The organism is Methylobacterium indicum (genome assembly GCF_017347565.1).
Taxonomy (GTDB): Bacteria; Pseudomonadota; Alphaproteobacteria; order Rhizobiales; family Beijerinckiaceae; genus Methylobacterium; species Methylobacterium indicum.
On sequence record NZ_AP024145.1, the window covers coordinates 377,143 to 396,394 of the forward strand.

17 protein-coding genes are annotated in these 19,252 nt (G+C 72.9%); 12 read left to right on the forward strand and 5 right to left on the reverse strand.

Going from position 1 to position 19,252, the window contains the following annotated elements; translation table 11 throughout:
* Positions 1-39 precede the first annotated feature (39 nt).
* The 5 genes from miv_RS01835 (at position 40) to miv_RS01855 (ending at position 4,094) form a co-directional block, all read left to right on the forward strand.
* Complete coding sequence (locus tag miv_RS01835; protein WP_048461285.1) at positions 40-639, forward strand: DUF1285 domain-containing protein; 600 nt, start codon at positions 40-42, stop codon at positions 637-639.
* On the forward strand, positions 636-1,295 hold the full coding sequence (locus miv_RS01840; RefSeq protein ID WP_058618579.1) for a CoA pyrophosphatase: 660 nt from the start codon (positions 636-638) through the stop codon (positions 1,293-1,295). The genes miv_RS01835 and miv_RS01840 overlap by 4 nt, the downstream gene beginning before the upstream one ends.
* 7 nt (positions 1,296-1,302) lie before the next feature.
* Entirely contained in the window at positions 1,303-1,560 is a 258-nt protein-coding gene (locus miv_RS01845; protein ID WP_207181122.1) for a DUF6111 family protein, read from the forward strand.
* Entirely contained in the window at positions 1,557-2,873 is a 1,317-nt protein-coding gene (locus miv_RS01850) for a CCA tRNA nucleotidyltransferase (protein WP_207181123.1), read from the forward strand. Before miv_RS01845 ends, miv_RS01850 begins: the two co-directional genes overlap by 4 nt.
* A 447-nt stretch (positions 2,874-3,320) precedes the next feature.
* Positions 3,321-4,094, forward strand: coding sequence for a DUF4198 domain-containing protein (locus miv_RS01855; RefSeq protein ID WP_207181124.1), 774 nt, complete (start codon positions 3,321-3,323; stop codon positions 4,092-4,094).
* 4 nt (positions 4,095-4,098) lie between these two features.
* On the opposite strand, the gene miv_RS01860 is transcribed toward miv_RS01855, so the two are convergent.
* Together miv_RS01860 and miv_RS01865 are read right to left on the reverse strand one after the other, a co-directional pair.
* Positions 4,099-4,575: an ureidoglycolate lyase gene (locus miv_RS01860; RefSeq protein WP_207181125.1), complete on the reverse strand. Its 477-nt coding sequence runs from the start codon at positions 4,573-4,575 to the stop codon at positions 4,099-4,101.
* A gap of 44 nt (positions 4,576-4,619) precedes the next feature.
* Positions 4,620-6,215: a GMC family oxidoreductase gene (locus miv_RS01865; protein WP_207181127.1), complete on the reverse strand. Its 1,596-nt coding sequence runs from the start codon at positions 6,213-6,215 to the stop codon at positions 4,620-4,622.
* Positions 6,216-6,401: 186 nt separating this feature from the next.
* Here miv_RS01865 and miv_RS01870 point away from each other — a divergent pair, with 186 nt between their 5' ends.
* Positions 6,402-8,342, forward strand: coding sequence for an SDR family NAD(P)-dependent oxidoreductase (locus tag miv_RS01870; protein WP_207181129.1), 1,941 nt, complete (start codon positions 6,402-6,404; stop codon positions 8,340-8,342).
* A 13-nt stretch (positions 8,343-8,355) separates the two neighbouring features.
* Here miv_RS01870 and miv_RS01875 read toward each other — a convergent pair whose 3' ends face one another.
* From miv_RS01875 to miv_RS01885, 3 genes are read right to left on the reverse strand one after another with little or no spacing between them, the layout of a single operon-like run.
* Positions 8,356-9,222 (reverse strand): glycosyltransferase family 2 protein, encoded by an 867-nt coding sequence (locus miv_RS01875; RefSeq protein WP_207181131.1) that lies wholly within the window; start codon positions 9,220-9,222, stop codon positions 8,356-8,358.
* A 39-nt stretch (positions 9,223-9,261) separates the two neighbouring features.
* Positions 9,262-11,103: an alpha/beta fold hydrolase gene (locus miv_RS01880; protein ID WP_207181133.1), complete on the reverse strand. Its 1,842-nt coding sequence runs from the start codon at positions 11,101-11,103 to the stop codon at positions 9,262-9,264.
* Positions 11,104-11,129: 26 nt separating this feature from the next.
* Positions 11,130-11,939 carry a WecB/TagA/CpsF family glycosyltransferase gene (locus miv_RS01885; protein ID WP_058618572.1) on the reverse strand — a complete coding sequence of 270 codons (810 nt, stop codon included), beginning with the start codon at positions 11,937-11,939 and terminating at the stop codon, positions 11,130-11,132.
* Between the two features lie 362 nt (positions 11,940-12,301).
* On the opposite strand from miv_RS01885, the gene miv_RS01890 reads away from it, so the two are divergent.
* The 6 genes from miv_RS01890 (at position 12,302) to miv_RS01915 (ending at position 19,072) form a co-directional block, all read left to right on the forward strand.
* Positions 12,302-13,666, forward strand: a complete 1,365-nt coding sequence (locus miv_RS01890; protein ID WP_207181136.1) for a lipopolysaccharide biosynthesis protein — start codon at positions 12,302-12,304, stop codon at positions 13,664-13,666.
* 16 nt (positions 13,667-13,682) lie between these two features.
* Positions 13,683-14,714: a glycoside hydrolase family 5 protein gene (locus miv_RS01895; RefSeq protein WP_207181138.1), complete on the forward strand. Its 1,032-nt coding sequence runs from the start codon at positions 13,683-13,685 to the stop codon at positions 14,712-14,714.
* Between the two features lie 5 nt (positions 14,715-14,719).
* Entirely contained in the window at positions 14,720-15,901 is a 1,182-nt protein-coding gene (locus miv_RS01900; protein ID WP_207181140.1) for a glycosyltransferase family 4 protein, read from the forward strand.
* 87 nt (positions 15,902-15,988) lie between these two features.
* Positions 15,989-16,180, forward strand: coding sequence for a hypothetical protein (locus miv_RS01905; protein ID WP_048426756.1), 192 nt, complete (start codon positions 15,989-15,991; stop codon positions 16,178-16,180).
* 5 nt (positions 16,181-16,185) lie between these two features.
* Positions 16,186-16,653 carry a YaiI/YqxD family protein gene (locus miv_RS01910; RefSeq protein WP_048426755.1) on the forward strand — a complete coding sequence of 156 codons (468 nt, stop codon included), beginning with the start codon at positions 16,186-16,188 and terminating at the stop codon, positions 16,651-16,653.
* Between the two features lie 85 nt (positions 16,654-16,738).
* The gene (locus tag miv_RS01915; protein ID WP_048426754.1) at positions 16,739-19,072 is read left to right on the forward strand and encodes an FdhF/YdeP family oxidoreductase; all 2,334 of its coding nucleotides are present in this window, start codon (positions 16,739-16,741) and stop codon (positions 19,070-19,072) included.
* The last annotated feature ends 180 nt before the right edge of the window (positions 19,073-19,252 follow it).

The window sequence follows — 19,252 nt, forward strand, 5'->3', positions numbered from 1 at the left end:
CGCCTGCACAAACCGCCCCGATCCGCTATATCGAGGGGGATGACGCACGATCCGAACGGCAGCCCGCCCGGCGGGGTCCTCGAACGACTGACCGCGGCACTCGGCGCGGAAGCGGGCCGGCGCGGGCCGCCGCCGGTCGAGCGCTGGAACCCGGACTATTGCGGCGAGATCCCCCTGCGCATCGCCGCCGACGGGACCTGGCACTACAACGGCAGCCCGATCGCCCGGCCGGCGATGGTCAAGCTGTTCTCCACCATCCTGCGCCGCGACCCCGACGGGCGCACCGTGCTGGTGACGCCGGTCGAGCGGGTCGGGATCGAGGTCGAGGACGCGGCCTTCCTGGCGGTCGAGATGGCGGTGGAGGGCGAGGGCGAGAACCGGGTGATCGCGTTCCGCACCAACCTCGACGACGTGGTCCCCCTCGACGACGCCCACCCGCTGCGGGTCGAGCAGGACCGGGAGGGCGGGTTCAAGCCCTACATCGCGGTGCGCCACGGCCTCTGGGCCCGGATCACCCGGGCGCTCGCCTACGACCTCGTGGCCCTGTGCGAGGAGCGCGAGGAGGCGGGCGAGCGCTGGTTCGGCCTCGCGGCCGGCGGGCGCTTCCACCGGCTCGCCCGCGCGGCCGAGCTGTCGTGACCGACCTCGCCGCGCCGACCGCGCTGGACCATTTCCTCGCGAGGGCCCGCACCCGCCTGCGGCCCGCGCCGCCGGGCCCGGAGGATTCGACCGCCAATCCGAGGGGCGACCACGACCTCGAACCCGACGTGCTGGAGGCCGCCCTCGCGCGCCCGCCCCGTCTCGCCGCCGTGCTGGTGCCGGTGGTGCCGCGCGACGACGGCGTCTCGGTGCTGTTCACCCTGCGGGCCTCGCACCTGCGCGACCATTCGGGCCAGATCGCCTTCCCGGGCGGCAAGATCGATCCGGCCGATCCCTCGCCGCTGGCGGCGGCCCTGCGGGAGGCGCAGGAGGAGGTCGGCCTCGATCCGGCGGCGGTGACGCCGCTCGGCTACCTCGACCCCTACCTGTCGGGCACCGGCTTCCTGGTGACGCCGGTGGTCGGGCTGGTGGCGCCGGACGCGCGCCTGACCCTCAACCCGCACGAGGTCGCGGAGGCGTTCGAGGTGCCGCTCGCCTTCCTGATGGACGTGGCCAACCACGCCCTGCACAGCCGGGAATGGCGCGGGCGCCAGCGGCGCTACTACGCGATCCCCTTCGGCGAGCGCTACATCTGGGGCGTCACCGCCGGCATCGTGCGCAACCTCTACGACCGGCTCCGCGACGGGAACGAGTGAGACATCCATGGCCCGGGCGCTGATCGACGACGTGCTGCTGTTCCTCCTGCCCTTCGCGGTCTTCGCCGGCTGGCTGGTGGTGAGCCGGCGCAACCCGCTGCTCTGGTCGCACTGGAGCGAGCAGGCGACGCGGCTCGCCATCGCGGGCGCCGCCTTCGTGATCCTGTCCTTCGTGGTGGTGGCGCTCACCGCCGAGCGGCACCGGGACGGCTTCGTGCCGACCCATATCGAGAACGGCCGGGTGGTGCCCGGGCAGTTCCGGTGATCCACCCCCTCGACGAGGCCGCGCTGCGCGCCGTCCTGGCGCGGCCGCGCCTGACCCGGGTGCTCGCGGCGCTCGAGGCGCCCGGAGAGGAGACCCGCCTCGTCGGCGGCGCGGTGCGCGACGCGCTCCTCGGCCGAAGGGTCGAGGATATCGACCTTGCCACCACGCTGCGTCCCGAGGAGGTGGTGGCGCGCGCCCGCGCGGCCGGCCTGAAGCCGGTGCCGACCGGCATCGCCCACGGCACCGTCACGGTGGTGGCGGAGGGCGAGCCGTTCGAGGTCACGACCCTGCGCGAGGACATCGAGACCGACGGGCGCCACGCCGTGGTGCGCTTCGGCCGCGATTTCGCGCAGGATGCCGCCCGGCGCGACTTCACGATCAACGCCCTGTCGGCGACGCCGGACGGGCGGATCCACGACACGGTCGGGGGCTTGGCCGACCTCGCGGCGGGCCGGGTGCGCTTCATCGGCGCGGCGCCGCAGCGCATCCGCGAGGATTACCTGCGGGTCCTGCGCTTCTTCCGCTTCCACGCCCGCTACGGCGCCGGCGCCCCGGACCCGGAGGGCCTGACTGCGGCGGTCGAGGCCCGGGACGGGCTGGCGCTCCTCTCGCGCGAGCGGGTGCGGGGGGAACTCCTGAAGCTCCTCGTCGCCCCCGGCGCGCCCGCCGTCGTCGCGGTCCTGTCGGGCACGGGCCTGCTGCAGCGCCTGATCGGCGGGGTCGGCGATCTCGGCCGCCTCGCGCGGCTCGCCGCGGCGGAGCCGGCGCCCGACCCGGCGCGCCGCCTCGCCGCCTTGGCGGTGCGCTCGGCCGCCGATGCCGAGCGGCTGCGCGAGACTCTTCGCCTGTCGAAGGCCGAGCACGCCCGGCTCATGGGCTATGCCGGGGCCGAGGCCGCCCTGCACGGGGCGCCGGCGCCCCTGACGGACCAGGACATCCGCCGCCTCGTCGCCCTGCACGGCCCGGTCGCCTCGGCCGATGCCGCCCTGGTGCTGGCGGGCGAGCCGCGGCCCGTCCTCGCGCCCGGGGCCGCGGACCTCCTCGCCCGCTTCGCCGCCGGCGAGGAGCGGGTGCCGGTCCTGCCGGTGACCGGGGCCGCCCTGGTGGCGGCGGGCGCACCGCCCGGCCGCGGCCTCGGGCAGGGCCTCGCGGCCGCCCGTCACGCCTGGCTGGCGGAGGGCTGCCCGACCGACGCGGCGGCGCGCAAGCGCCTCGCGGCGCTCGCCCTGGCGGCGGCCGGGGGGACAGACCAAGGGACGGATCGAGGAGCGGCCGAAGACGCCACCCGTCCGCAAAGCTCTTGCAACGGCTGATCCGGGCTCGCCCGGATGGGAGGCGGGAGGATGCGGACCGCGACGACGGTGGGCACGGTGGCGGCGCGCGCCGCCGGGGCACTGGTCCCGTTCAGGCTGGCGGACGAAATGACCGGCAGAGGCCAAGGCCGGCAGGCCAAGCCGACATGACCGGCCGACCGGTCACGGACGACCCGGCCGATGCAGGCTGGGAGTGCGGAGCCAAGGCAAGTCGGCCGTGGGCCATCCTGTCCGAGGGCATCCGGACCAAGGGAATGTGACTCCGGGGCATCCGGCGGGGAGCCGTTTCGCCTCGGGATGCGTTATGGTGCGTTGCGACCGCGACGGCGATGCGTGCCTCGCACCGGCCGCAGGGGCCCCACGGCCTTGACGCATCCGAGGGCCGATGGCCCTTGGCGCCTACGGGGCCGATGGTCCTCGACGCCGGCCCGAGGAGTTCGATCACCGATGCTGCCCCTGCTCCGCACCACCCTGGCCGCCGCCCTCGTCCTCGGGGGTTCGGCCCGCGCCGGGGCGCACGAGTTGTGGCTGACCTTGAGCACCATCGATGCGGTGCCGCAGGTGCGGGTCAATTACGGCCACGCCTCGAAGCGCCGGGCGCCGAGCCTGCCGAAGCTGATCGAGCTCGTCGCCCTGACGCAGGACGGGGCGAACGGCCTGCGGGCCGGCGTGAAGCCCGCGCCCCCGGACGTGCCCCCCGCCCTGCTGGCGCCCCTCGGCACGAAGCCCGGCCGGACGCTCGTCGCGGCGACCTACGATTCCGGCTACTGGACGACGTTGCGCGACGGCACCCACGTCAATGCCAGCCGGCGCCTGGTGGCGGAGGCCCGCGAGAGCCGCTGGTCGGTGAAGTACGCCAAGGCCGCCTTCGGCCCCGGCGCGCCCTGGCTGCGGGTGGTGGGCCACACGCTCGAGATCGTGCCGGTGGAGGTGCCGGGCCCGACCGCCGGGGCGATCCGGGTGCGGGTGCTGTTTCGCGGCGCACCGCTGCCGGGGGCCGATCTCTATTACGGCGAGAGCGGCATGGAGCCCGAGCGGGCCGGCCTGCCGGCCTACGCCACCGACCAGGACGGCATCGCCACGGTGCCGATCCGCAAGGCCGGCAGCCAGGTGCTGACGGTGAGCCAGACGGTGAGTCCGTCCGCCACCCCGACGCTCGCCGACGAGGACGTCTACACGGCGACCTTCGCGTTCCGCCTCGACGAACCGTCGGTGAACTGACGCCTCACGCCTCCGGCAGGTCCACGGAGACCGGCTCGATCGGCGCGAACACGCAATCCTCCGGCCCGCCATCCTCGTGGACCAGCATCGCGAAGGTGCCGGGGGCGGCGAGCGTGGTCATGTGGGCGTGCCAGGTGCCGCTGCGATAGACGATCCCGGTGCCGGCCGGGACCCGGAAGGCGCAGAGACCCGCCTCGTCCGGCCGGTCCCCCGCATCCGGGGCCACCACCACGAGGTAGTCGCCGACCGCGAGCGGCAGGAAGGCTTGCGCCGAGCGCGGGTGCCGCTCAAGCCGGCGCAGCGGCATCGTCGCGGCGAAGGGCTCGCTCCGGATCAGCGCGAGGTTGAGCGGCACGCCCGGCCGGCCGTTCTCGATCTCGGCCGCCCGGTCCTGCCGCGGGCCGGCGGCGGGGCCGACCAGCAGGGTGCCGTAGGGCGCGAAGGCCTCCGCGGTGATCGGCGCGATCGGAAGGGTGCGCATCGGGTCGGCTCCTCGAGGGGATCTCTGGTCCCGGGTGCCGTAGCTCAGCGGCGATCCTCGCGCACCATGTCGGCTCCCTTCTCGGCGATCATCATCACGGCGGCCTGGGTGTTGGCCGAGACCTCGGTCGGCATCACGGCGGCGTCGATCACCCGCAGGCCCTCGATCCCGCGCACCCGCAGGCGCTCGTCCACCACCGCCTCGGGCCCCTGGCCCATGCTGCAGGTACCGACCGGGTGGTAGATGGTCTGGCCGTTGCGGCGGGCGAAATCGAGCCACTCGTCGTCCGACTGCACGCCCGGGCCGGGAGCGAGCTCGTGGGCGCGGTAGGGATCCATGGCCGGCTGGTCGATCACCCGGCGGGCGATGCGCATGCCCTCGATCAGGGCCTCCTGGTCGCTGCGCACGCTCAGGAAGTTCGGGCGGATCGCCGGGGGGCGCAACGGGTCGCTCGAGACCGCGTGGATGGTGCCGCGGGATTCCGGGCGCAGCTGCGTCACGCCGATCGTCATGCCGGGCTCGCGGTCCAGGGTGCGGTCGGCGGCGTTGGCGTAGCTCGCATGCATGAAGAAGTACTGCACGTCGGGCCCCGCCAGCTCGGGCCGGGTGCGCACGAAGCCGTGGGCGAGGCCGGTGCCCAGCGTGAGGATGCCGCGGCGGGTGAGCGCGTATTGCGCGACCGCGAGGCCGAGGCGCCAGCCGCGGGTCGCCTCGTTCAGGGTCACCGGGAGCTTCACCCGCCAGTTCATCCGCGTGGCGTAGTGGTCGCGGTAGTTCTCGCCCACCCCCGGCAGGGCGTGGCGGACCGGGAGGCCGGCCGCCGCCAGCACCTCGGGCCGGCCGATGCCGGAGAGTTGGAGGAGGTGGGGCGACTGCACGGCGCCCGCCGCCAGGATCACCTCGGCCCGTGCCGCCACCCGCTCCTCGCGTCCCTCGCGCCGGTAGGTGACGCCGGTCGCGCGGGTGCCGTCGAGGTCGAGGCGCAGGACGTGGGCGTTCGTGCGCACCGTCAGGTTCGGGCGCCGGCGGGCGGGCGTCAGGTAGGCGTCCCGGGCGCTCCAGCGCCGGCCGTTGCGCTGGTTGGCTTGATAGTAGCCGAAGCCCTCCTGCGAGGCGCCGTTGTAGTCCGGGTTCTCGGGATAGCCGGCCTCGGTGCCGGCCCGGATGAAGGCGTCGGCGAGGGGGTTTTTCACCCCGACCCGGGTGACGTGGAGCGGACCGCCGCGGCCGCGCAGGGCGGGGTCGCCGCCCTCGAAATGCTCGAGCTTGCGGAAATAGGGCAGCACGTCGGTCCAGCTCCAGCCGCGGTTGCCGCTTTGGGCCCAGGTGTCGAAGTCCTGGGGCTGGCCGCGCACGAAGATCATGCCGTTGATCAGCGTCGAGCCGCCGAGCCCCTTGCCGCGGGGCACCACGATGGTCCGGTCGTGGGTGTTCGGCTCGGGCTCGGTGGCGAAGCGCCAGTTGAAGGCCGCGCCGGTGAGGAGCTTCGGGAATCCCGCCGGGATGCCGACCCAGAACCCCCTCCCCTCGCCGCCGGCCTCCAGCAGCAGCACGCGGTGGCGGCCGTCCTCGCTCAGGCGGTCGGCCAGCACGCAGCCCGCCGTGCCCCCGCCGACGATGACGAAGTCGAACGCGTCCATGCTCCCCCCGGGCTGTTCGTTCCCGTCGTTATAGGCCGGGCGCCGCCCGGCGGCGATCCCGCATCGGGACATGGCACCGGGGACATGGCACCGGGACATGGCACTGGGACATGGCCCGCGCGGCGCCTGCGCCCGCCCCCGCGTTGACACCGCGGGAGCCGCGGCCGATACCGCGGCCGGCTCCCGATGCGCAGACAGATCCTCAAGACCGCGACGATCATCGCCCACGACCTCGTGGCGACGGCCCTCGCCGTGCTCCTCACCTTCGTGATCCGGTTCGACGGCCCGCTGCTGGCCGAACGGCTCGCCCACCTGCCGCTCCTGCTGCCGCCCTTCGTGGCCTGCGCCGGCCTGGTCTACCGTGCCTTCGGGCTCTATCGGACCAAGTGGCGCTTCGCCTCGCTGCCGGATCTGGCCAACATCGTGCGGGCGGTGGCGGTGCTCACGCTGCTGCTGCTCGTGCTCGACTACGTCCTGGTCTCGCCGGTCCTGTTCGGGATCTACTTCTTCGGCAAGATCGCCATCGGCCTCTACTTCGTCCTGCAGATCTTCCTGCTCGGCGGGCCGCGGCTGGCGTTCCGGTACCTGAAATACAGCCGCTCGCGCCAGAGCGCGGCCCGGGCCGCCAGCACCCCGACCCTGCTGATCGGGCGCGGCCACGACATCGAGGTGGTGCTCCGCGCGATCGAATCGGGCGCGGTGCGCAAGCTCGATCCGAAGGGCATCCTCTCGCCCCGGGCCGAGGAGCAGGGCCAGACCATGCGCGGCGTGCCGGTCCTCGGCGCGGTCTCCGACCTCGACGAGGTGGTGGCCGGCATGGCCGCCCGCGGCGTACCGATCCGCCGCCTCGTCGCGACCCCGAGCGCGCTCGCCCCCGAGGCCGAGCCGGAGGCGCTGATCGCCAAGGCGCGCCGCCTCGGCCTGCCGCTCGCCCGGGTGACGAGCCTCGGCGATACCGGCCGCGGGGCCGAGCTCGCCCCGATCGAGATCGAGGATCTCCTGCTGCGCCCGACGGTCGCCATCGACCGGCCGCGGCTGGAGCATTTTCTGACCGGGCAGCGGGTCGTCGTCACCGGCGGCGGCGGCTCGATCGGCTCGGAGATCTGCGCCCGCGCGCTCGCCTTCGGGGCGAGCGCCGTCCTGGTGCTGGAGAGTTCCGAGCCGGCCCTGCACGGGGTGCTGAGCCGCCCCGGCCTCTCCGGCGACGCGCGGGTGAGCGGCGTCATCGCCGACATCCGCGACCGCGACCGGCTCTTCCGGGTGCTGGCGGACTTCCGGCCCGATGCCGTCTTCCACGCCGCCGCGCTCAAGCAGGTGCCCTACCTGGAGCGCGACTGGAGCGAGGGGATCAAGACCAACGTCTTCGGCTCGGTCAACGTCGCCGACGCGACGCTGGCGGCGGGTGCGCGGGCGCTGGTGATGATCTCGACCGACAAGGCGATCGAGCCGGTCTCGCAGCTCGGCGTGACGAAGCGCTTCGCCGAGATGTACGCCCAGGCCCTCGATGCCGGCCGCGCGCCCGACGAGACCCGCCTCGTCGCGGTGCGCTTCGGCAACGTGCTCGGCTCGGTCGGCTCGGTGGTGCCGGTGTTCAAGGCGCAGATCGCCCGCGGCGGTCCGGTCACGCTGACCCACCCCGACATGGTGCGCTACTTCATGACCGTGCGGGAGGCCGCCGATCTGGTGCTCACCGCCGCCTCGCACGCCGACCGCGAGGCCCGCGATCCGCAGGCCGGCGACCAGCGCGCCGCCGTCTACGTGCTCAAGATGGGCCAGCCGGTGCGCATCCGCGATCTCGCGGAGCGGATGATTCGCCTCGCCGGCTTCGAGCCCGGCGAGGACATCGACGTGGTGGTCACCGGCGCCCGCCCGGGCGAGCGCCTGAACGAGATCCTGTTCGCCCGCGACGAGCCGATGGTGAACCTCGCCGGCATCGACGGCGTGATGGCGGCCAAGCCCATCTTCGCCGACCGCGCCCAGCTGTCGGCCTGGCTCGACCGCCTCGCGGCGGCCGTGGCGGCGGACGACCGGGCGGCGGCGGACGCGGTGTTCGGCGAGGCAATCCCGGACTTTCTCGCGCGGCACGAGGCTGCGGGCGAGGCAGCGCAGCTCTCGCACGCCGGCTGAGGACGAGGGTGGCCTATTCCCCCGCGGCCATCCCGGCCTTCGACCGCCCGGCGCAGTAGCCCGCCACCGTCCCGATCGCCCACAGCGCCTTGTCGTACGCCGTCCCGGCATCCCGCCGTAGCAGCGCGCGGCCGCCGCTCGCGGTGAAGCGGGCGAGGCGGAAGACGAGGTAGGGCAGGCCGTAGCGGTGGAGCCGCAGCACCCGGCCGAACCCGCGGGCATAGTCGGCGGCGCGCCGGTGGCGGCCGGCGCTCGCCACCTGATCGTGGTGGACGATCAATCCGTGGCGGAAGACCACCCCCCTCCCCTGCCCGAGGAGGCGGAGCAGGAAGTCGGTCTCCTCGCCGGAGCGGAACGGGGTCGCCGCCCCGACCCCGAGGGTCTCGTCGAACCCGCCGACGGCGCGGGCCGCCTCCCGGCGCACGAACAGGCCGTTGGAATTGCCCGCCGACCAGACGTTGCGCCGGTCGACCGTGCTGTCGGTCGCCAGGAAGGCACCGAGGGATTCGCGGCCCGTCGCGTCGAGGGTGCGCCCGGTCACCGCGTCGGCCTCCGGGTGCGCGGCGAACAGCTCCACCACCTCGGCGACGAGCGCGTCCGGGTACCAGCAATCGTCGTCCGGGAAGGCGATCAGGTCGCCGCGGCAGCGGGCGAGCCCGACGTTGCGGGCCCGCGACAGGCCCGGAGCCGAGCGGACGTGGTCGATGGCGAGGGCGCCGCGGTAGCGCGCCACCACGGGGTCGAGGATGCCGGGCTCGTTCTGGTCGACGAGCACCACCTCGAAGTCGCGGCGGGTCTGGCGGGTCAGCGAGTCGAACAGCCGCTCGATCTGGGCCGAGCGGCCCTTGGTGCAGACGAGGAGCGAGAGGAGCGGGGGCATGGCGCGGCTCGGGTTCGGGAGGTCTCCGGGCATCGGCGGTCAGCCGCTGCGCGACAGGCGCAGCGCCAGGCCGCGCGGGCTGCGGCTCGGCCGCGCCGGGGCCGGCTCGCCGGCCGCGGGCCGCGCGTCGCGCACCACCCGTTCGAGCAGCGCGAAGATCCGGTCCTGGTCGGCCTGGCGGCTGAGATTGTGGTCGGTGCCCGGCAGGATCGTGACCGGGTAGCCGAGGCGGCGGCCGATCCGGTCGTCCGAGGCACCGAAATGCGCCCGCACCGTCGGGATGCCGAGGTCGTCGGCGCTGTAGACCATGCAGATCCGCGCGCCGCGCCGGCGGATGCGCGCCACCCGCCCGGCGACGCTGGCGCGCTGGAGCGTGCGCCACGGCATTCGGGTGGTCCAGCGGTCGAGGCGGGCGCGGCCGTCGCGCAGGAGCGCGGCCGCGATGCGCGTGAGCCCGATCTCCCCGCTGAGGATCCGGCGCCAGAACCGCCCCTGGCGGGCGCGGGCGAGATATCCCTGGCTGTGGCGAAACGTGTCCCGCACCATCGTCTCGACGTCGGTGCCGGGCTTCAGGTCGAAGCAGTAGAGGTTGACGAGGAGCGCGGCGCGCAGGCGCGCATCCTGCGCCAGCGCCTGGAACGCCTGGTAGGCGCCGCTGCAATTGCCCAGGACCACGCCGGGGGTGTGGCCGAGCGCCGCGAGATGGTCGATCGCCGCCGTGACCTCGGCGACCGAATCCGCCGCGTAGAGCGGCAGCGAGCCGTCCGGCCGGTCGGGGCTGTCGCCGATGCCGCGCAAATCGAAGCGGAAGGAGGCGATGCCCGCCGCCGCCAGCCGTCGCGCCAGCCGCGTCGTCTGCCGGCCGTGCCCGGCCCGCGGGTTGCGGCCGGAATTGACCACCAGCACGGTATCGCCGCTCCACGCCGCGGCCGGCCGGCACAGGATGCCGACGAGGCCGGGGCTAAAGCGCGACACCTCCTCGGACCACGCCGCATCCGTCAGCCGGCCGGGCGCGGGGGCGACCGCCCCCGCCGCGGCCCTCGTCCCCGCCGCGCTGGCCCCGTCCGCACCCGCCACCACGAAGTCGCGCACCACCGCGAAGGTCTCCACGGGGGTGCGGGAGAAGAGCGGATCGGAGACGAGCTGGGTCAGGTCGGGGAACGGGCCGGTCTCGACGGCACTGCCGAGCGCCCGGTAGCGCTCGGCCAGGGAATCGACCTTCGGGCCGAGCAGCAGGATCCGCCGGGCGGGCGCCCGGGCCGGCGCCATCAGGTCGAGGCGGCCGAGATCGGCGAGGGTCTGCGGCCCGAGCACGAAGCTGCCGACCATCAGCGCGTCGGGCTCCTGGGGCATCGGCGTGCGGTCGGGCATCACGTCGAGGAGGCGGGACTGCATCGCCATCTCGCGCCGGTAGGCCTTGCCGGTGGCGAACGGGCTCAGCATCACCAGCCGGTCGATCCCCGGCCCCGGGTCTCCCTCCTGCGACAGGGCCGCCAGGGTGGCGCCGAGGCGCAGGCCCACGACCGCGATCTCGTCCACCCCCGCCCGCTCGCGCAGGAAGGCGATGCCGGCGCGGATCGCATCGAGGGCGGCCGGGATCTCGGGACCGTCGGGGTCGCGGGCATCGCCCTGGCCCGGATAGTCGAAGCGCAGGGTCGGGCAGCCGGCCCCGGCAATCAGGGCGGCGAGTTCGCGCCAGGAGCGGTAGGCGCAGCCCTGCTCGAAGCCGAAGGTGCCGCAGAGCAGCACCCCGCGCGGGAGCTGACCGGGCGTGTACCAGGCGAAGGCGTCGCCCAAGGCGACAGGAATGTCGACCGGGATCGGCGCGACGGCCTCGGACCCGTGGGAGCCGGGCGGCTGGGTGTGGGCGGTCGGGCTCACGGGCGGTCTCGGATTCGAGGACGGGCTCACGGGCGGGCGACCCGGACGGGATGATCGCGCCGCCAGCGCGCGAGCCTGAGCTTCAGGATCGTGGCCAGGAACACCACGACGTCGAGGGTGTAGCGCCGCCCCAGGCGGCGCGGCTCGCGCAGCAGGCGGAAGACCCATTCGAGCCGCAGCGCCCGGACGGATTCGGGCGCGCGGGTCGCCACCCCGGCGGTGTAGTCGATGAGCGCGCCGACCCCCATCAGCAGGCGCGCGTCGATCCGCGGCCCGTGCTCGGCGATGAACATCTCCTGGGCCGGATTGCCGAGGGCGACGAGCAGGATGTCGGGCGCGGCGGCGTTGATCTCGGCCAGGACCGCGCCGGCCTCCTCGGGCCGGAAATAGCCGTGCCGGACGCCGACGACCCGATGCTGCGGATAGGCGAGCGCGAGGTTGTGCGCCGCGGCTCCGGCGATGCCGGGTTTCGCCCCCAGGAGATAGAGCGTGCGCGGCGTGGTCTCGGCGGCGAGGAAGGCCGGGACGAGATCGGTGCCGTTGAGATTCTCGCGGAAGAAGCGGCCGCGAAACAGCGCCGAGCACAGGTCGATGCCGAGGCCGTCGCTGACGAGCAGGAAGCCGCGCAACGCCGCCGCGTAGGCCGGAAGACGCAGGGCCGCCAGCAGCATGTTGGCGTTGCAGAAGCCGAGGCAGAGCTGCGTTCGCCGCTCCAGGGCCTCGTGCAGCTGCGCGAGGAGTTCGTCGCGGGTGATGTCGGCGACGCTGACGCCTTCGAGGTCGAGCCGGTCTGCGCTCGCTGCTCGGGGCGCCGCGTCGAGGGCGCGGTCAGGCATGGGAGGCTTCCGAGGGGTTGGGATGATCCGTGTCGAGGCAAGATCATCGCCGGGATCGGTGAAGAAGTACCGACCGGCGCCACCCCGCGCAAAGTCAATGCACCTCCCCTCTTCGCAGATGCAGCCTTAATTCAACACAAGGTTAACGGCACCTTGGAGTGATCTCGACTCGTGGGTTTCGCAACCTTGATGAAAGGCTAAGCTTGTCGTTATAGTTCGACGACCACGAAGCTTTTACGGCGATCGTCTCGGGCACGCGCGACCTCGTTAAAGCCCCGATAGGAGATGCCTGCTAGGTCGAACGACGAGGAGGGCCGGCGCCGGCTGCCGCCCCTTCGCCCGATCGAGAGGCGACCGACACGATGCTGACACTCGTCGCGCGACTGCGCCGGTCGGGGCGCTCGCAGCAATTCGCCTCGGCCTTCGTCGCCCGGATCGCCAGCGCCGTCCTGGGCTTCGTGATGCTGCTCGTCGCGAGCCGGCTCCTCACCACCTACGAGTACGGCGTCTACGTCTTCCTGTTCACGCTGGGCAGCGGGCTCGGGCTGATCGCGGCGCTCGGCCAGCAGAACCTGGTGCTCAAGCATTACCGGGCGCAGGACGGGGTGGCTCCGCACAACGACGCCCTGGTGCGCTACAACCTCGGCTGGCTCGGCGGCGCCGTCGCCGCGATGGCGGCGGTGAGCGCGGTGGTGTTCTTCGCCGAGGAATCGCTGCCCGATCCCTATCACCGGCTCCACCTCGCCTGCGCCTTCGCGGCGGTGTTCGCGCTCGCCGAGTACCTGCAGAGCTACTTCCGCATCCACGGCCGCATCTGGCTCGCGCTGCTGCCGAGGGAGGTGATCTGGCGCGGCGCCTGCTCGGTCCTGTTCGCGGGCGCGGCCTTCCTCGGCCTCCTCGGCGGCGCCACCGAGGCGATGCTGATCCTGCTCGGCCTGCTCGCCGCGATGACGCTCTACCAGTTCTGGCACCTCGCCCGGCATCACGGCTGGGATTCCTGGCGCGGGGGCCTGCGCCATCCCGCCAAGGGCCCGGCCTGGCGCGGCGAGAGCCTCCTGTTCACCGCCAACAACGCCATGGTGGCGGTGACGGCCTTCCTCGAGACCGTGATCGTCGGTGCGCTGCTGGGGATGGAGCAGGCGGCGTTCTACTTCGTGGCCCTGCGCTACGCGACGCTGGTCAACCTGCCGAGCGCGGCGATCGACACCGTGAGCATGCCGATGATCGCCGCCCATTTCCAGGCCGGCGACCGGGTCGGCGCGCAGCGCCTCGTCGGCCGGCTGTCGCTCGCGAGCTTCGCGATCTCCGCGGCCGGCGCGGTGATGATGGCGGTCGGCGCGCCCTTCGCGCTCGCGCTGTTCAAGCCCGACTTCGCCGCCCATACCGACGTGCTGATGGTGCTCAGCCTGTCCTCGGTCGTCATCGCGTTCTTCGGGCCGGGGGCCTCGCTCCTGACGATCGGCGGCGGCGAGCGCTACATCCTGGTCGCCAACGCGGCCCTGTTCTCGGTCTACGCGGTCCTGCTCTGCCTCGTGGCGGTGCCGTTCGGCATCCTCGGCGTCGCGGTGGCGAACGTGGTCTGGACGGTGGTGATCAATCTCGTCCTGGCACACTGGGTGCGAGCGCACTGGGACGTGGACAGCCGGGCGACCGCGTTCTTCACCCGCCGGGCCTGGGCGCCGACGCCGGCCGCTCCGCCCGCGGCGGTTCCCCATGCGGCAGAGTGACAAGCGGCAGAGTGACATGCGCCACCGTCTCGCCCGCCTCGCCGTCGCCCTGTCCCTGGCCGGCGCGCTTCTCACCCCCCCGGCGCGGGCGGCCGAGCCGCTGTGCCTGCGCGGGGTCAACCTCAGCGGGGCCGAGTTCGGCACCGTGCCGGGGCGCTACGGCTTCGACTACCTCTATCCCTCGGCCGAGACGATCGGCCGCTTCGCCGCCCTCGGCCTCACGGCGGTGCGGCTGCCGATCCGCTGGGAACGGCTGCAGCCGGTCCTGCGCCAGCCCCTCGACCCGGACGAGCTCGCCCGCCTCGAAGCCACGGTCTCGGCCGCAACGCAGGCCGGCCTGCGCACGGTGATCGACCTGCACAACTACGCCTATCACGGCAAGGCGCGGATCGATTCGGAGATGGTCACGGCCGAGGCCTTCGCGGATGTCTGGCGGCGCCTGGCGCAGCACTTCCGCGGCGACGCCTCGGTGGCGTTCGGGCTGATGAACGAGCCGCACGACATCCCGGCGGCGCGCTGGCTCGTCGCCGCCAACGCCGCCATCGCGGCGATCCGCGAGACGGGGGCGCGGCAGCTGGTGCTGGTCTCGGGCTCGGGCTGGAGCGGCGCCCATAGCTGGACCGCCGACCTGCCGACCGGCAACAACGCCGCGATCATGCTGGGCGTGGCCGATCCGGGCCGGAATTTCGCCTACGAGGTCCACCAGTACCTCGACGCCGACTTCTCGGGCACCCATGCCGAGTGCAGCCGGGGCGCCGACGCGCTGGAGGCGGTGGAGCGCCTCACCGGCTGGCTGGCGAAGACCGGGCGCCGCGCCTTCCTGGGCGAGATCGGCGCCTCGGCGCGCCGGAACTGCCCGGAGCGCCTGCGGGCGGTGCTCGACCACGTCAACGCCAACCCGCAGCAATGGGTCGGCTGGACCGCCTGGTCCGCCGGCGACCTGTGGGCGCCCGACTACCCCCTGAAGCTCGACCCGTCCGGCGCCAACGCTCCCGTGGTGGCCGCGATCCAGGGCGCCGCCCAGGCCAAGCCGACCTGCGAGCGGTGAGCGGCATGACGGCCCCTCGCACGACGCTTCCGGCGCGGCCGCGCTCGATCCTGCACGTCGTCCGCCAGTTCCTGCCGAACCGCGGCGGGCTCGAGGACGTGGTCGCCAACCTCGCCCGCGAGCAGGCGCGTCTCGGCCATCGGGTGCGCGTCGTGACCCTCGACCGGCTCTTTTCGAATCCCGACGTCAGGCTGCCGGCCCGCGAGCGCCTGGAGGGGATCGACATCGAACGGATCCCCTTCTCCGGCTCGCACCGCTACCCGCTGGCGCCCTCGGTCTTCCGCCACCTCGGCGACGCCGACCTCGTCCACGTCCACGCCGTCGACTTCTTCTTCGATGCGCTGGCCTTTGCGCGGCCCTTCCACCGCCGGCCGATGGTGGCGACGACGCATGGCGGCTTCTTCCACACCAACGCCCAGTCGCGCCTGAAGGCGCTGTGGTTCGCCGGACCGACCCGGCTGAGCGTGCGGGCCTACGCGGCCATCGTCGCCTGCAGCGAGAGCGACGCCCGGATGTTCGCACCGATCACGCCGGGCGGCGTCACGGTGATCCCGAACGGGGTCGACCTCGACAAGTTCGCGGGCGCCGCCTCGGCCGAGCCGCGCCGCGCGCTCCTGACCATCGGCCGCTTCTCGCACAACAAGCGCCTCGACCGGCTGCTCGCCGCGATGCGGGCGCTGGGCCCCGGCTGGCGCCTGCGGATCGTCGGGGTCCCGTCGGACGTGACGGTCGAGGCGCTCACCGCCGAGATCGACCGGCTCGGCCTGACGGAGGCGGTCACGCTGCATGTCGGGCTCGACGTTCCGGCGGTCCGTGCGCTGATCGGGCAGTCGAGCCTGTTCGTCTCGGCCTCCGAATACGAGGGCTTCGGCCTCGCGCTGATCGAGGCGCTGAGCGCCGGCCTCGTTCCGGTGGCCCATCCCAACGAGGCCTTCGCTTGGCTTAAACGGCGCCACCCCTTGATTTCGCTGTGCGATTTCGCCGATCCCGCAACCGTGGCCGGAGCGATCCGGGACGCCTACGAGAGCCTGGCCGAAAGCCGGCTCGATCCTGGTGGCGCGAAGTTGCCCGGCACCGAGGACCTGTCGGCCTACCGCTGGTCGGGCGTCGCCGCCCGCTACGTCGCGGTCTACGAGGCCGTCCTCACCGGGCAGGACCGCGGGGCCGGGCCGTCAACACCTCGTTAACCCTCTTCCCCGACCCTGGACGGCCCCCTCCCCTGCCGGGGGGTCGAGGCGGCGCCCGAGGCGCGCCCCGCCAGCACAAGGACAGAGATGCAGCTCGTCGTGACCGCCCACACCGCCAACGGCCCGCTCTCGCACCAGCGCACCTCACCGGAGGACGCCCTGGAGAAGGCGCAGGAACTCGAGGCCGAGGGCCACGATTACGTCGTCATCACCGACATCACCGGGCGGAACTACGCGCCGCCCGAATTCGACAGCCTCTTCCTCAATCCCGGTACCTGACGCGCATGACCGCGATCACCGTCTACGTCGACGCCGATGCCTGCCCGGTGAAGGAGGAGGTCTACCGCGTCGCCGGGCGGCACGGCGCTCATGTCGTCGTGGTGGCCAACAGCTTCATCGCCATCCCGCGCGAGCCGTGGATCGAGCGGGTGATCGTGTCGGACAAGTTCGACGCCGCCGACGACTGGATCGCCGAGCGGGCCGGGCCGCAGGCGGTCGTGGTCACCGCCGACGTACCGCTGGCGAGCCGCTGCGTGAAGGCCGGGGCGAGCGTGCTCGGGCCCACCGGCAAGGCCTTCACCGATTCGTCCGTCGGCATGGCGCTCGCCACCCGCGACCTGATGCAGTCCCTGCGCGAGGCCGGCGCCGTCACCGGCGGCCCGAAACCCTTCTCGGCGAAGGACCGCTCGGCCTTCCTCGGCGCCCTCGACCGGGCCCTGGTGCGGCTGCGGCGCAACGCCCAGGGCGGCTGAGCCGGGCGCGGGCGAACTTCCCTACCCCCTGCGGGTTCCTTGTCGTCAGCCGCGGTTCCCGCGCCTGCCGGACGGGAGAGCCAGCATGTCGGTCGAGGAAAAGACGGTCCACTACGACAGCCCAGCCGGCGGCTGGGGCTCGGTGCGCGGCATCGCCGAGGTGTTCGGCAAGGAATGGGCGACGCCGCTCGCCACCGAGACGCTGTTTCGCCAGAACAAGCCGAAAGGCTTCATGTGCGTCTCGTGCTCGTGGGCGAAGCCCGCGAACTACCATCCCTTCGAGTTCTGCGAGAACGGCGCCAAGGCGACCCTGTGGGAGCTGACGACGCGGCGCTGCACCCCCGAGTTCTTCGGCAAGCACACCCTGACCGAATTGCGCGGCTGGAGCGACTACCAGCTGGAGCAGACCGGCCGCCTGACCCACCCCTTACGCTACGACCGCGCCAGCGACCGCTACGTGGCGTGCGGATGGGACGAGGCCTTCCGGGAGATCGGCGCGGAGCTGCAGCGGCTCGATCCGAAATCGGCGGTGTTCTACTCGTCGGGGCGGGCGAGCCTCGAGACCTCGTATCTCTACGCCCTGTTCGCGCGGCTCTACGGCCACAACAACCTGCCCGATTCCTCCAACATGTGCCACGAGACGACCTCGGTGGCCCTGAAGAAGGTGATCGGCGCCAGCGTCGGCACCGTGGTGTTCGACGACCTGTCGACGTGCGACGCGATGTTCTTCTTCGGCCAGAACACCGGCACCAACTCGCCGCGGTTCCTGCACCCGCTGCAGGAGGCCTCGAAGCGCGGCGTGAAGATCATCACCTTCAACCCCGTGCGCGAGCGGGGCCTGGAGAGCTTCACCAACCCGCAGAGCCCGGTCGAGATGCTGACCCGCAAGGCGACGCCGATCAGCGCGCAGTACCACCAGGTCCGGCCCGGCGGCGACATCGCGGTGATCCTCGGCCTGTGCAAGCACGTCTTCGCCGCCGACGACGCCGCCAAGGCGCGCGGCACCCGCGTCCTCGACGTCGACTTCATCGCCCAGCACACGACCGGGCTCGACGCCTTCGAGGCGAAGGTCCGGGCGACCTCGTGGGAGGAGATCGAGCGCGAATCCGGGATCGGCCGCGCCGACATCGAGGCGGCGGGCCAGGTCTATGTCGAGGCCGAGCGGGTCTGTGCCTTCTACGGCATGGGCCTGACGCAGCACGTTCACGGCTTCGAGAACGTCGCGATGGTCGTCAACCTCCTGCTCCTCAGGGGCAATATCGGGCGCGACGGCACCGGCGTGTCGCCGGTGCGGGGCCACTCCAACGTCCAGGGGCAGCGCACCGTCGGCATCTCGGAGAAGCCCGAGCTGGTGCCCCTGGACCGGTTGAGCCAGCAGTTCGGCTTCGAGCCGCCGCGGGAGAAGGGCGTCAACACGGTGGAGGCCTGCGAGGGCATCCTCGCGGGTACGATCAAGGCCTTCATCGGGCTCGGGGGCAACTTCGTGCGGGCGATCCCCGACCAGGACCGGATGGAGAAGGCCTGGACCGGGATGCGGCTCACCGTGCAGGTCGCGACGAAGCTCAACCGCTCGCACCTCGTCAACGGCGAGATCGCCTACCTGCTGCCCTGCCTCGGCCGCACGGAGGAGGACAAGCAGGCCGGCGGGCCGCAGGCGGTGAGCATCGAGGACACGTTCAGCTGCATCTACGGCTCGCAAGGGCGCCGCACCCCGGCGAGCGACTTCCTGAAATCCGAGGTCGCGATCGTGGCCGGCCTCGCCAAGGCGACGCTCGCGCCGAACCCGAAGGTGACCTGGGACGCCTGGGTCGGCGATTACGGCCTGATCCGCGACGAGATCGCCCAGACCTACGTCGAGGAGTTCCACGATTTCAACGACCGGCTCTGGATCCCCGGCGGGTTCTACCGCGGCAACTCGGCACGCGAGCGGATCTGGAAGACCGAGAGCGGCAAGGCCGAATTCACGGCCCCCGAGGTGATGTCGGCCACCGGCTTCGAGGACGCGGAGGGCCGCTACCGGTTGATCACCATGCGGTCGAACGACCAGTTCAACACCACGATCTACGGCTACAGCGACCGCCTGCGCGGGATCGAGGGCACTCGTGACGTGCTCCTGATGAACCCGGCCGAGATTCGCCGGGCGGGCCTCTCCGCGGGACAGGTCGTGTCGCTCGTCAGCGATGCCGGCGACGGCATCACCCGCGAGGTGACCGGCCTCACCGTGACGCCGTTCTCCCTGCCGGACGGGTGCCTGGGGGCCTACTACCCCGAGATGAACCCGCTGATGGCGCTCTCGCACCACGACGTGCAGTCGGGCACGCCGGCGGCGAAATCGGTACCGGTGCGGATTCGGCCGGAGGCCGGCGGGCCGAAGGCGGACCGGCGCGAGCCGACCGGGCATTCGGCCCACCCGATCTGATCGCGGCGGGAGGGGTGCACGCACCCCTCCCCTGCCCGTTTCGGCGCCCGGCCTTGCGCATCAAAGTGCCGGTTGCCCGCGGATGGCGCACAATTGTGCTTGTACGGGCGCGACTCGGCGGGTACCACTGTGATCACAGACACGACACAAGCCGCCCTCGAGAGCGGTCCGCAGTCTGGG